This is a genomic window from Sphingobacterium sp. NGMCC 1.201703 (assembly GCF_047784615.1).
Classification (GTDB): domain Bacteria; phylum Bacteroidota; class Bacteroidia; order Sphingobacteriales; family Sphingobacteriaceae; genus Sphingobacterium.
Genome location: NZ_JBLOHD010000005.1, coordinates 125,864 through 139,029 on the forward strand (window position 1 = coordinate 125,864; position 13,166 = coordinate 139,029).

The window sequence follows — 13,166 nt, forward strand, 5'->3', positions numbered from 1 at the left end:
ATTCCAATAATACATTTAAATCAGAAATAAAAGTAGAGGAAACTGCTTTGAGATTATTAAAAACAAAATATCTACAGAAAATTGAGGTATAAGTAGTCGTAAAAAATCTCAATCAGCTGGGATTAGATTGTCACAAAATATTAACGAGACATATTTTACTTATAGTCCCGTTAATCTTCAGATTTTATCTTGGGTTCAAAAAAATAGCGGCTTAAAATAAATCCACTAAAAACGTCTTCATCAAGTGTCAATTAAAGAAATGCAAAAAAATACTAATCTAATTACAAAATAGGGTTACAAGCAATACGGGGTTAAATTGTTTTTTTATAAAAAATTCGTAAAACCAAATCCTCGCTCCGACACAACAAAACCTCAATTTTTAGTATTTATATGAAGCAAAACATGCAGAAAGCGCTCGTTTTTCGAGTTTTTTTACTATATTGTAAACTTTCATAAAATTTAAAACAAAGACTAAATGCTATTTACTGTTCTATCAGGATTAATAACATCGAGCCTTATTGTTCCATTTGGTAGATTCCTCAAATCCAAATGGGGTTTTATTCTCGCATTTTTACCGGTACTTCTATTTCTGTATTATATAAAATTTGTAGTGCCTATTGGTCAGGGATCTTATTTTATACAATCGACAGCATGGGTACCTTCGTTAGGCATTAATCTGGATTTCAGATTAGATGGCCTGTCTCTACTCTTCACATTATTGATTACCGGAATTGGTGCTTGCATCTTTTTTTATGCACATGCCTATCTCAAGGGACATAAGTACATCGACCGATTTTTTGGCTACCTCTGTCTCTTTATGTCTGCCATGTTGGGCTTGGTGCTTTCGGACAACATGCTATTGCTTTTTATCTTTTGGGAATTAACATCCATTAGTTCATTTTTTCTCATCGGATTCAACAACGATCACGCGGATTCCCGAAAAAGTGCCTTAACGGCCTTATCCATTACAGGTTTAGGTGGCTTCTTTCTGCTCGCGGGATTTGTACTATTGGGCAATATCGCCGGCACGTATAATATCACCGAACTTGTGGGAAAGGTTGCTTTAATTCAACAACATCCCCTCTTTCCGCTTATTTTTGGACTGGTAGCGCTTGGTGCCATCACTAAGTCAGCACAATTTCCCTTCCATTTTTGGTTGCCTGGTGCTATGAAAGCCCCTACACCGGTATCTGCCTATTTACACTCAGCCACCATGGTAAAAGCAGGGATATATCTGCTGGCTCGCTTTTCACCGATCTTGGGCGGGAACCCGATCTGGACGTATTCATTAGTCATTATAGGCGGAGTTACCATGCTCTATGCAGCGTTTCATTCACTTTTCAGAACAGACCTTAAAGGAGTACTCGCCTATTCCACCATCTCCGCATTGGGAATCTTAGTCTTCTTACTGGGTCTTGGGACTAAGGAAGCTGTGATCGCCGCAAGTGTCTTTATCCTTGTGCATGCATTGTACAAAGCAGCGCTGTTCTTGATTACGGGTATTATCGACCATGAAACCGGAACACGTGACTTAACGCTATTACGCGGATTACGTAAAGTCTTATCTCCAGTTGCTATCGCAGGCTTTTTGGCTGCATTATCAAGTGCTGGCGTACCTTTGACCTTTGGATTTATCGGGAAGGATCTGATCTACGACGCCACATTAAAAAGTAATCCGCAGTTGTTCCTATATTTAACGTCAGCTGCTGTGCTGACCAACATACTGCTTGTCTCCGCTGGATTTATGGCGGGAATCAAACCCTTTACAGGGAAATTACCGGAACAGTTTGCGCATGTACACCTACCCTACAAATCCATGTGGATCCCACCACTTTTATTGGCATTATTGGGTGTCATATTCGGCTGTGCTCCGGGGCCTATTGGCGACTGGATCGCTGGACCGACCACAAATAGTATCCTGGCTCAGCAAGAGGTTTTTCATCTAAAGATATGGCATGGCTTTAACCTCATACTTTTATTGAGTGCCATTACCATCATTGTCGGGACGCTTATATTTGTCTCCAACACACCCAGTCACAAGAAACTGGCCTGGATCACTACTTTTGAAAAAATTTCACCTGCCAATATCTTCAACGCAGTTGCCCGGGAAATCGAATTATTTTCTGCTTTTTTTACCGCAAAGATGCACAATGGCTACCTACGTTCCTATTTATTGAAGATTATTTTATTTGCAGAATTATTGATCGGCTATCAATTGTACTTGGGCGGTCCACTGCACATTAAATGGGATTCCTTGTCACCAGTGAGCTTTTATGAAGTAACAACAGTATGTATTCTCATCGGGGCTATTGTGTTAACAATCCGAACGTCCTCCAGGTTAACTGCAGTCGTGGCCACGAGTGTTGTGGGCTATGCGATATGTCTCATCTTTGTTTTTTACAGCGCCCCGGATTTAGCAATGACGCAATTTACGATCGACACCTTAACCGTTGTTCTTTTTGTACTGGTTCTGTTTAAATTGCCATCTTTTTTAAACCTGGCAAACCGTCGCACCATTATTCGGGATGCGGTAGTAGCGATTATATTTGGGATTATGTTATCTATGGTTGCTTTACGTGTGTTACATGAACCTACAACCACCGATATCAGTGACTTTTATGGTGACTATGCCTATGTAATGGCCAAAGGAAAGAATGTTGTCAATGTACTGCTCGTTGACTTTAGAGGCTTTGATACCATGTTTGAAATTGTGGTACTAAGCATCGCGGCACTTGGCGTGTACAGTTTATTGAAATTACGTTTAAAATCTTCTGATAAAGAATAAATATTTTACGACACGTTAGTGGAGTAATGATGATTAGGAGCGATGGACGATCTATGAAAACCTATTGGTTTGTATCACCGGAATCTCAATACTCAATACTAATATCTAAATACTAGAATAAATGAATAGCACGATATTACAAACCGCAACACGGTATCTCTTACCGATACTTTTATTGTTTTCCGTGTTTCTCCTACTTCGGGGGCATTATTATCCCGGAGGAGGATTTGTGGGGGGCTTGGTGGCCTCTATTGCTTTCGTACTGCATAGTTTCGCTTTTGGTCCTCACAACACCATGAAGCTTATCCAATACAAACCGTTATCCCTTATTCCGATCGGATTGGGCATTGCCGCAGTGAGCATGTTTCTACCAACTTTCTTTGGCTATCCCGTTATGACCGGACTTTGGCTGGAGGAAAAAATTCCCGTCATCGGTATGATCGGTACAGCCTTATTTTTTGACCTTGGCGTATACTTTGTCGTCATTGGAGTTGTATTGACTATTTTATTCACAATTGCTTTAAATACGGAGGAGGAATAATGGAGCTGATTCTCGTTTTATTGATCGGCATTCTATATGCCGCCGGAATATACCTCATCTTGCGACGTAGCATGGTGAAACTTTTATTGGGAATTATGTTATTGGGAAATGGCACCAATATATTGATCTTTCTGTTGGGGAATATTGTCAAAGGTAAACCACCAATCATCAGCCCTGACCTAAAGGTCTTCACGGATATTTATGCCGATCCCATACCGCAAGCCCTAATTTTAACTGCGATCGTTATCAGTTTTGGGCTGACTTCGTTTGCTATTGTATTGCTTAAACGTGTTTACGCCTTATTGGGCACGGACGATTTAGATAATTTGAATACGCCTGAGGAAGAAGATATATGATAGACAACCAGATTATTGCCACGGTTATCGTGCACCTTTTTATTGCTATTGTCCAGCTGATGCTCTGGCGAAAATCTACTGCGCAACGTTTTTTAAGTGTTGGAGGGAGCCTTTTAGTGCTTATTCTCGCATTTAAGCTCTTTTTCAAGGTCTATGATGGCGGAATCCTGACGATGAATGCCGCCAATTGGAAAGCCCCTTTTGGGATTGTCTTTGTCGCGGACCTTTTTAGTAGTACCTTGGTCGTCCTGACCTCCATTGCCGGACTTGCCGTATCGATTTTTTCATGTGTCGGTGTCGGGAGACAACGCATTTTATACGGCTATTTCCCTATTTTTCATTTTCTGATGATGGGGCTAAATGGCGCATTTCTGACCGGAGATATTTTTAATCTCTATGTGTGGTTTGAGGTGATCATTATTTCTTCCTTTGTGTTGATGACACTTGGTGGTCGTAAATCACAATTGGAAGGAGCTGTAAAATATATGGCCATGAATATATTGGCTTCTACCTTTTTCCTGACAGGTATCGGAATTCTGTATGGCATCTCAGGATCGCTCAATATGGCAGACCTGGCTTTGCGTATACCCAAAATACAAAATCAGGCACTGGTCGAAATCACGGCCACTTTTTTCCTGATCGGCTTTGGTATCAAATCGGCCGTATTCCCACTTTATTTTTGGCTCCCCTCTTCCTATCATACACCGCCTTCGGCCGTAGCCGCAACCTTTGGCGGGCTCCTGACTAAAGTTGGGATCTATGCACTGTTCAGGGTATTTTCTTTATTGTTTATCCCAAACCATTTTGCCAAAGAACTGTTGATTGTTTTGGCCATACTAACGATTTTGACAGGTGCTTTTGGCGCATTAATAAAAACCAATATCCGCAGATTATTTTCTTACCTGATTGTCTGCCATATCGGTTTTATGATCGGTGGTTTAGGATTATATAGCAAATGGGCGCTGTTAGGTGCAATATTTTATCTTATTCATGATATTATGGTGAAAACAAACTTGTTCTTAATGGCCGGTGTTATCCGCCAGCTTCGGGGAACCATGGACATGAACAAGCTCGGAGGCCTATATGCACAGTATCCTAAGATTTCCTTGCTTTTTGCGGTGGTACTTTTCTCTTTAGTCGGTATCCCGCCATTATCTGGGTTCTGGCCCAAGATCTATCTTTTTAGAGATGCTTTTCAACTGGAAAAATACGCTTTTGCAGGCGCTTTGATCATCGGTAGTTTTATTACACTGTTTGTGATTGCCAAAATGTGGGCGCAGGTATTTTGGAAAGATACCCCCGAGCCCGACATCATTGAAGATAAATTCGCAGGAATGATCGGCTATAAAAGATCAATGCTGCTCTTACCGGTCATTATATTGGCCTCTGCTTCGTTGTATATCGGATTTAATGCAGAAGCTATCATACATGTTGCAGACAAGATCGCTACACAATTACTGGATACTTCACCTTATATAAATGCTGTATTAGGAGGACAGAATTGATATGATAAAACAGTTTTTAATGAACCTGATGCTATCTTTTATCTGGGTAGCACTGACGGGATCGATGTATTACACGAATTTCCTGTTTGGCTTTTTACTCGGTTTCGCGATTCTTTGGGTTATGAACAAAAATGAGGCCGACCAACGTTATTTCTATCGTGTTCCCAAAACGGTGAGTTTCATCCTCTTTTTCTTATGGGAAATGATCGTCGCCAATGTTCAGGTTGCCTACGATGTAATCACGCCAAAGTTTTTTATTAAACCGGCTATTGTCAAGTATCCGATGGATGCCAAGACAGACCTGGAGATCAATTTGCTTTCTACTTTTATTTCACTGACGCCAGGTACGCTTATTTTGGATGTGAGCGAGGACAAAAAAACACTTTTTATCCATGTGATGTACATGAAAAGCAAAGAACAATTTGTCTCCACCTTAAAAAACAATGTTGAACGAAGACTTTTAGAACTCTTACGATGACTTTAGCTACTTACTTCGATTATGTTATCCTCCCCATATTAGCCTTATCGGTTATTCTGGCATTTATCCGTTTATACAAAGGTCCACAGATCTTTGACCGGGTCATTGCACTGGATCTCATTATCACAATTGGAATCGGAATTATTACAGTTTATAGTATACGCACTTCGCAGGAAGTATTTTTAGATATTGCCATGATCCTGGCACTTATCGCATTTTTGGGAACTATAGCCTTTTCATTTTATTTAGAAAAACAACGCAATGATGACTGATATTACCTTAGCAATTTTAAGCACCATCGGTGCACTAGCCATATTATTTGCATCGATTGGCATCTTACGGATGCCTGATTTCTATTTGCGCCTCTCAGTGACCGTAAAAGCTGCAACCTTAGGAGTCGGCCTCTTGTTGGTATGTGCCGCGATGACATTCCCAGATGTATCCGTGACAACCAAGGCAATAGCAATTGGTTTCTTTCTAATCCTGACCGCTCCGGTTGCGGCCCATATGATCGGACGGGCAGCTTATATACAGCGTGTCAAAACCTGGAAAGGAACCGTCTTAAACGATCTGGAAAAAGAGGGAAAATTAGATTGTAGGAAAGAAGATTTTTAAGCTATTCCGTAAATATTCTTAAAAATATTACTGTCGACAGCGTTTTATCACAAAGAAATAAGGCATCACAACAGTGTTTTGATACCTTAATTGTACAAGATCTTTTCATCGATAAGTCTTTCGTACCCTTGAATCGAAAGATTAAAATATAATACAGACCGGTGCCGGTACTTTGATTTCTTTTCCTGTATCCGTTAATAATCCGGTCTTTGTATCCCGATTAAACAGCACAATATTGTTGGTATATTGATTCGCCACAAGCAGGTATTTCCCATCTGGAGAAAGATTAAAATTCCGTGGTCCCCGCCCCTTGACAGAGGTATTGGATAATTTGTTTAATGCGCCGTCTTTTTCTATGGAGAACGCCGCTATCGTATTTGCGTCACCACGATTGGTCGCATATAAAAACTTGCCATCGGGAGATATTTTGATATCTGCACCGCCATTCTGTCCCTTGAACCCCTCTGGATTAATTTCGTAAGTGTTTTGATACATCCAATCATCGCCTTCTTTCTTATAGCTCGCCACCTGACCTGTCATTTCCAATACAACATAGAGAAATTTTTCCTTCTTATCAAAGGCAATATGACGAGGTCCACCACCTGCCGGGGTAAAGAAATCCTCAGGTTCCTCTGCCAAAATAAAAGCGCTTCCGGATTTATTGACAGGAAATACAGAAATTTGATCCAAACCGAGATCCTGTATATATAAACGATCACCCTTACTAGAAAAGAAAGTAGAATGTATATGGGGTTTCTCTTGACGGACAGGATCAACGCCTTTACCTTCATGTTGGATCAGTCGGCTTCTTTCGTTCAGGACACCATTTGTTTCAAGCTCAAATAATGCTGCTGATCCTCCCGTGTAATTAGCTACAGCCAATAAATTTCCTTTAGGGTGCACTTCAACAAAACAAGGTGACTCCCCTCCAGTAGGCAGCGAGTTCAAGAAGGTCAGCTTTCCATCCTTAAAGGAATAAGCGGAAACAGTACCCTCCTGATTTGGAAGTTCATTGACAGCATAGATAAAGTTGTTATTTCGAGCCAGAAATGAAGGATCCTTACTTTCTTGCGTGCCGATCAAGGCTACTTCACCTGTTTTTGTGTCAAAATTATAAATATAAATACCTTTACTTTCTGTTTTGTTCGTATAAGTTCCAACAAACATTGGAATCTGTTGTGCAAAACTTGCCAAAGGCAGAAATGTCATCAGATAAATAAAAGCTTTTTTCATGTGTGTACAATTTATTAAAAATAATCATCGAATTTTCCTCTTGCTAACGGTGTAGCACAAAAAAATAAAGATACCTTCTTATGTTATTACTGTTGCTGAGAAACTTGTTAAATTAGGTTAAAACCGCCCTTTCTAAGAGGCAAATCCGTATTTTTAGCGAATCAATTTTAACAAGTCTAAAATTCCCATTTGAAATATTGGGATTATAAAAATATTGTTAAATAAAAATACGAATAATTCATATAATCTGATAATTTTGTGCTGTTGTTCAAAATAGTATATATTGAACGATAGAATCGGGAGATTATTAGTGATTTAGATGAATCTACTGTGACATCAATCTGTACGACTTGTATATGATTAAACGGGTCATGGTTGCTTCATCAGCGTTTAGAAACATATTATTTAGATGAAAAAAAACATATATATATTGTTTTTGTTGCTGTTTTTATCCATTCAAGCCAGCTTTGCACAACGTCAGGTTATTGACCGGGTAGTGGCTACGGTGGGTTCAGGGATTATCCTACAATCCGATCTGGACATGCAATATTCACAATGGCTTGCGCAGGGAAATAAACCTGATGAAAAGTTCAAATGTGGAGTTCTTGAACAATTGATCATTCAGAAATTACTTTCCCAACAGGCGGTAATTGACTCAATCGACGTCACTGAAACCGAGGTGGATGATAATTTAAATTCCCGTTTGCGCCATATGTCCCAACAAGCTGGTGGTCAGGAACGCTTGGAGAAGTTCCTGAACCGTTCTTTGTTACAATACAAGGAAGAAATGCGAGCAAGTGTTTTTGAGCAGCTGAAAGCGAATAAGATGCAACAAAATATCGTACAGAAAGTGGATGTAACGCCATTGGAAGTAAAACGTTATTTTGAAGGATTGAATAAAGATAGTCTTCCTTATTTCAATACAGAAGTTGAAATCGGCGAAATTGTCATGATGCCAAAATTGACCGACGAAGAGAAAAAAGAACAGCGGGAGAAAATAGAAGGTATCCGCAAGCAGATTGTCGACGGTTCGGATTTTGGAACGATGGCGCGTCTCTACTCCCAAGATCCAGGTTCTGCACCTTATGGCGGTGACCTTGGCTTCGGTACCCGTGACAACTATGTAAAAGAGTTCTCTGCAATGGCGTTTAAACTAAAGCCGGGGGAAATATCACCAATTGTAGAATCAAAGTATGGTTTCCACATCATCCAGGTACTTGAAAGACGTGGCGAAGAGGTACACACCCGTCATATCCTGATGAAAATGAATCCCGGAGCTGCGGCAATGGAGCGAACCAAAAATAAACTGGACAGTATCTACAAACTGGTTGTTGACAAGAAATTAGATTTTTATCACGCTGCAACGAACAATTCTGATGCTGAAGAAAGCAAATTTAATGGTGGTATGGTTTTAAATCCACAAGGATCCAGCCGTACAACTTTAATTCCGATGGATGGATTGGATAAGGCCGTATTTACAGCCATTGACCCATTAAAACCAGGGGAATATTCTAAACCGGAACAATTCACAGACAAAACTGGCGATGTAGGTTATCGTTTTAACTACCTAAAAACCCGTATCGCGCCACATAAAGCAAATTTAGATCAGGACTTTACAAAGATCAAAGAAGCTGCGAAAGAAGATAAAGTACGTCGGAACCTAAGCAAATGGTTTGACGACAAGGCGAAGAACACATTCATTGATATCAGCGATGATTTTGGAGCCTGTGAGGAACTAGAAAAATGGAGAAAGAAATAGGAGTTAATGTCTCCCTGATATAAAAAAGGCTTGAATATTGATTCAAGCCTTTTTTTATGCGTATATTATGTTTCGGTTATCTATTTCTCAAACATCATTTCGATCAGAATATTCCAATTCGCTTTCTTCACATCATCCTTTGCTAATTCGCTTAACTGCCATACGCGGATATAATTATACTTGACGACCTTATCTTTTTGCCGTACGGTCGCCGTTCCTTTTGTATAGGCAAAATCCCCACTATACGAACGTTTTACTTCCTCAGGAACCGTCTCGATCGTCATGCGTTGTTTCTTCAGATAAGCCATCATCTTACTCTTCCCTTCCATTGGACTGGTCCAGGGAAATAAAAACCGGACATCTTCGCTTAAAAATTCTTTGTATGCTGTGGGATTATCCGCTTTAAGGACAGTAGACATCAGCTTATCTGTTTCCAGTACAATATCCTCCCGTTGGTTCAGACGTACTTTAGAGCGATGCTTAAGGTACCAGGAATCCGTTGGTTCTATATATTCCAGATCAAATTCACCATCCTTATCTTTACCGTTGTTTTCCACTTCGGCACGGATATCAACCAACCATTTACCTTTCTTATTACGTTTCCAGACGGTCAAGTACTCCCCGTGACGCAACCGCGCGCCTACTTTTTGAAAGTCCATGGACCCTGATGTTACACCAAACTCCAAGCTCTTTGCGACAAGGGCAAAAGTAGGCTGCCAATTTAATACATCTGGAATATTAGGTCTATTATTGAGGTAATTGTATGCATTGACCGCCGAAGGAACGTAAAATGTAGATTCCTTATCGATAATAGATAAAAAAGCCTGATGTGGAGTAGAAGCTTTAGATAATGCTGCCGCGTCTTTATCGGCCTGCAGCAAACTTCCTACTTTTTCGGGTATCTGTGCGTACAATGTTGTTCCCATTGTACTCATCAATGCAATAACGGATAACCTATTCCAAAAATTCATATGCAAATGATTATTTATCAGCGTTCATCTTATTGTTTCAGATGAACGCATTACACTCGGTTTTCAGGGCAATTGAATACCCTTTTTTAAATTCGATTTTTTATCTATCAAATCTTATTCCAAAGTGTACCTTCTTTACTATCTTTCAGCTGGATACCAATTGCATTAAGTTCATCACGAATACGATCCGAAGTGACAAAATCCTTATTCGCTTTTGCTTCGTTACGTAATTTGATCACCAAATTCATGACATCATCAATATCATCCGTTCCGGATGCTTGATCATTCCGCAGTCCAAGGATGTCTTCGACAAATTCTTTCATGAAAACTCTTAGCTTCTCCAGTCCCTCTTCCGAGACCTTGGCTTTGCCATCATAGATCGAATTAATGATCCGCACCAATTCAAACAGTTCTGCAATCAAAACCGGGCTATTGAAATCGTCGTCCATTGCCGCATAACATTTATTACGGATCTCAGCCAGGTTGAATGAATCAGCTCCTTTTGAAACTTTTAGTTTATCCAAGAGTCCTATTGCACTCATCAATCGTTTATATCCTTTGTCTGCGGCATCAAGTGCTTCATTGGAAAAATCCAATGTACTTCTATAATGCGCCTGCAACATAAAGAAACGAACGGCCATTGGCGAATATCCTCTATTTAACAAAGGATGATTACCCGTGAACAGTTCTCCCGGCAAAAATCCATTACCCGCAGATTTGGACATCCGCGCCCCATTTACCGTTAACATATTGGTATGCATCCAATACTTGGCAGGTGTGGTATGGTTACATGCTTCGGACTGCGCAATTTCGTTTGTATGATGCGTTGCCGCCAAATCCATTCCCCCCCCGTGGATATCAAACTGATCGCCCAGGTACTTTCTGCTCATTGCCGAACATTCGATATGCCATCCGGGAAACCCGACGCTCCAAGGGGCTGGCCAGCGCATGATTGTTTCGGGCTTAGCCTTGATCCACAAAGCGAAATCCAAGCGACCCTTTTTCTCATCCTGCCCACTAAGTTCACGGGTATTGTTCAACATATCTTCCAATTTGCGATTGGTCAATACGGTATAATCATACTGCTGCACGTATTTTTCCACATCGAAATAGACAGTACCATTCGTCTCATAAGCATAACCATTGCTGATGATCTGTTCGATCATTTCGATCTGCTCTGAAATATGTCCTGTCGCGGTGGGTTCAATACTTGGAGGCAAGGTATTGAAAAGACGTAACACATCATGAAAACCGATGGTATATTTCTGTACGATTTCCATTGGTTCCAGCTGTTCCAATTTAGCTTTTTTTGCAAATTTGTCATCTCCTTCATCACGATCGCCCTCCAAATGCCCGGCATCTGTAATATTCCGCACATAACGTACTTTATAGCCCAAATGACGTAGATATCTAAAAATCAAATCAAAGGAAACAAAAGTTCGGCAGTTACCTAAATGTACATCACTGTAAACGGTAGGTCCACAGACATACATCCCAACCAGGTTGGCGTGGATAGGTTCGAATTTTTCCTTTGTTCGCGAAAGCGTATTGTATAAAAAGAGATTATGGTCCATGTTTGTTATCTGCTTGGAAATCTATTTTTGTCTGAAATATATTTGAATAGGCACACCTGTAAAGTCAAAGTGCTCACGCAGTTTATTCTCAATAAAGCGTTTATATGGATCTTTGATATATTGTGGCAAATTACAGAAGAAGGCAAACATAGGCGTTCTACCAGGTAATTGTGTCACATATTTAATTTTGATATATTTTCCTTTTAAGGATGGTGGTGGGTAGCTCTCGATAATATCCAACATCACTTCGTTCAACTTCGATGTAGGGATTTTTTTCGTTTTATTGGCGTATACCTTATCCGCCACTTCCAATACTTTTAGGACACGTTGTTTTTCCGTTACGGAAGTAAAGATAATCGGCACGTCTGTGAATGGTGCAATTTTCTCACGGATACGATCTTCAAAAGCTTTCATGGTCTTGTTGTCTTTCTCGATCAAATCCCATTTGTTGACCACGATGACAATCCCTTTACGGTTCTTTTCAGCGAGGTTGAAAATATTGACATCCTGTGCTTCCAGACCATCTTGTGCATCTAACATCAAAATCGTCACATCGGAATCCTCGAGGGCTTTGATGGTACGCATGACCGAATAGAATTCGATATCCTCGTTAACTTTTGATTTACGGCGGAGACCCGCTGTATCGATCAAAAGGAAATTATGTCCATACTGGTTGTAGTGGATCCGGATAGAATCGCGTGTGGTACCCGCCATAGGCGTCACAATATTACGGTCTTTACCAATCAAGGCATTTGTAAGCGAGGATTTACCCACATTTGGACGACCTACAATTGTATATTTCGGTAAAGCTTCCTCTTCCTCTTGCTCCTCTTCAAAATGTGATACAACAGCATCCAATAATTCTCCGGTACCCGAACCTGTAGCAGAAGAAATATTGAATACTTCACCTAAACCGAATGCATAGAATTCGGCTGATTCATGATGCAACTTCGCGTGGTCAACTTTGTTGGCAACCACATATACCGGTTTAGAACTTCTGCGGAGGATATCGGCGATCTCATCATCCAAGTCAGTGATACCCGTAGTAACGTCTACCATGAATATAACAACAGAAGCTTCTTCAATAGCGATATATACCTGATCACGAATGGCCTCTTCAAAGACATCATCCGAACCATGGACAAAACCACCTGTATCGATTACTGTAAATTTCTTTCCGATCCACTCCGCCGTCTCATAATGACGGTCGCGCGTCACCCCGCTAAAGTCATCGACAATCGCTTTTCTACTTTCCGTAAGACGATTGAATAAGGTAGATTTACCAACATTTGGACGACCAACAATTGCAACAATATTTGCCATATTTATTTTATTTGATCCACCCACTA

12 protein-coding genes are annotated in these 13,166 nt (G+C 40.4%); 8 read left to right on the forward strand and 4 right to left on the reverse strand.

The annotated features are described in order from the left end of the window. Nucleotides 1–475: 475 nt before the first annotated feature. From ACK8HY_RS11565 to mnhG, 7 genes are all read left to right on the forward strand, one after another. The gene (locus tag ACK8HY_RS11565) at nt 476–2,785 is read left to right on the forward strand and encodes a putative monovalent cation/H+ antiporter subunit A (RefSeq protein WP_416133715.1); all 2,310 of its coding nucleotides are present in this window, start codon (nt 476–478) and stop codon (nt 2,783–2,785) included. 121 nt (nt 2,786–2,906) lie between these two features. After that, a complete protein-coding gene (locus ACK8HY_RS11570) occupies nt 2,907–3,326 on the forward strand; it encodes a Na+/H+ antiporter subunit B (protein ID WP_077438801.1) in 420 nt (139 codons plus the stop codon). After that, entirely contained in the window at nt 3,326–3,682 is a 357-nt protein-coding gene (locus ACK8HY_RS11575; RefSeq protein ID WP_416133716.1) for a Na+/H+ antiporter subunit C, read from the forward strand. Before ACK8HY_RS11570 ends, ACK8HY_RS11575 begins: the two co-directional genes overlap by 1 nt. Next, nucleotides 3,679–5,187, forward strand: a complete 1,509-nt coding sequence (locus ACK8HY_RS11580; RefSeq protein WP_416133717.1) for a proton-conducting transporter membrane subunit — start codon at nt 3,679–3,681, stop codon at nt 5,185–5,187. The genes ACK8HY_RS11575 and ACK8HY_RS11580 overlap by 4 nt, the downstream gene beginning before the upstream one ends. A gap of 19 nt (nt 5,188–5,206) precedes the next feature. Next, entirely contained in the window at nt 5,207–5,665 is a 459-nt protein-coding gene (locus ACK8HY_RS11585) for a Na+/H+ antiporter subunit E (protein WP_416133718.1), read from the forward strand. Beyond that, nucleotides 5,662–5,937, forward strand: a complete 276-nt coding sequence (locus ACK8HY_RS11590; RefSeq protein ID WP_077438797.1) for a monovalent cation/H+ antiporter complex subunit F — start codon at nt 5,662–5,664, stop codon at nt 5,935–5,937. Before ACK8HY_RS11585 ends, ACK8HY_RS11590 begins: the two co-directional genes overlap by 4 nt. Next, on the forward strand, nt 5,927–6,280 hold the full coding sequence (gene mnhG / locus ACK8HY_RS11595; protein ID WP_416133719.1) for a monovalent cation/H(+) antiporter subunit G: 354 nt from the start codon (nt 5,927–5,929) through the stop codon (nt 6,278–6,280). The genes ACK8HY_RS11590 and mnhG overlap by 11 nt, the downstream gene beginning before the upstream one ends. Before the next feature lie 141 nt (nt 6,281–6,421). Here mnhG and ACK8HY_RS11600 read toward each other — a convergent pair whose 3' ends face one another. Then, nucleotides 6,422–7,513 (reverse strand): lactonase family protein, encoded by a 1,092-nt coding sequence (locus ACK8HY_RS11600; RefSeq protein ID WP_416133720.1) that lies wholly within the window; start codon nt 7,511–7,513, stop codon nt 6,422–6,424. A 409-nt stretch (nt 7,514–7,922) separates the two neighbouring features. On the opposite strand from ACK8HY_RS11600, the gene ACK8HY_RS11605 reads away from it, so the two are divergent. Further along, nucleotides 7,923–9,272: a peptidylprolyl isomerase gene (locus tag ACK8HY_RS11605; protein WP_416133721.1), complete on the forward strand. Its 1,350-nt coding sequence runs from the start codon at nt 7,923–7,925 to the stop codon at nt 9,270–9,272. An 80-nt stretch (nt 9,273–9,352) separates the two neighbouring features. On the opposite strand, the gene ACK8HY_RS11610 is transcribed toward ACK8HY_RS11605, so the two are convergent. From ACK8HY_RS11610 to der, 3 genes are all read right to left on the reverse strand, one after another. Continuing rightward, complete coding sequence (locus ACK8HY_RS11610; RefSeq protein WP_416133722.1) at nt 9,353–10,243, reverse strand: DUF4440 domain-containing protein; 891 nt, start codon at nt 10,241–10,243, stop codon at nt 9,353–9,355. A gap of 107 nt (nt 10,244–10,350) precedes the next feature. After that, on the reverse strand, nt 10,351–11,817 hold the full coding sequence (cysS, locus tag ACK8HY_RS11615) for a cysteine--tRNA ligase (RefSeq protein ID WP_077438792.1): 1,467 nt from the start codon (nt 11,815–11,817) through the stop codon (nt 10,351–10,353). A gap of 21 nt (nt 11,818–11,838) precedes the next feature. Next, nucleotides 11,839–13,140: a ribosome biogenesis GTPase Der gene (gene der, locus ACK8HY_RS11620; protein WP_077438899.1), complete on the reverse strand. Its 1,302-nt coding sequence runs from the start codon at nt 13,138–13,140 to the stop codon at nt 11,839–11,841. Nucleotides 13,141–13,166: the final 26 nt, after the last annotated feature.

Excerpts from the sequence above, each read along its gene's own strand:
- ACK8HY_RS11600 (WP_416133720.1), bottom strand. The coding sequence starts at position 7,513 with ATGAAAAAAGCTTTTATTTATCTGATGACATTTCTGCCTTTGGCAAGT.
- cysS (WP_077438792.1), bottom strand. The coding sequence starts at position 11,817 with ATGGACCATAATCTCTTTTTATACAATACGCTTTCGCGAACAAAGGAA.
- der (WP_077438899.1), bottom strand. The coding sequence starts at position 13,140 with ATGGCAAATATTGTTGCAATTGTTGGTCGTCCAAATGTTGGTAAATCT.
- ACK8HY_RS11580 (WP_416133717.1), top strand. The coding sequence starts at position 3,679 with ATGATAGACAACCAGATTATTGCCACGGTTATCGTGCACCTTTTTATT.
- mnhG (WP_416133719.1), top strand. The coding sequence starts at position 5,927 with ATGATGACTGATATTACCTTAGCAATTTTAAGCACCATCGGTGCACTA.
- ACK8HY_RS11575 (WP_416133716.1), top strand. The coding sequence starts at position 3,326 with ATGGAGCTGATTCTCGTTTTATTGATCGGCATTCTATATGCCGCCGGA.
- ACK8HY_RS11605 (WP_416133721.1), top strand. The coding sequence starts at position 7,923 with ATGAAAAAAAACATATATATATTGTTTTTGTTGCTGTTTTTATCCATT.
- ACK8HY_RS11610 (WP_416133722.1), bottom strand. The coding sequence starts at position 10,243 with ATGAATTTTTGGAATAGGTTATCCGTTATTGCATTGATGAGTACAATG.
- ACK8HY_RS11570 (WP_077438801.1), top strand. The coding sequence starts at position 2,907 with ATGAATAGCACGATATTACAAACCGCAACACGGTATCTCTTACCGATA.
- ACK8HY_RS11590 (WP_077438797.1), top strand. The coding sequence starts at position 5,662 with ATGACTTTAGCTACTTACTTCGATTATGTTATCCTCCCCATATTAGCC.
- ACK8HY_RS11585 (WP_416133718.1), top strand. The coding sequence starts at position 5,207 with ATGAACCTGATGCTATCTTTTATCTGGGTAGCACTGACGGGATCGATG.
- ACK8HY_RS11565 (WP_416133715.1), top strand. The coding sequence starts at position 476 with ATGCTATTTACTGTTCTATCAGGATTAATAACATCGAGCCTTATTGTT.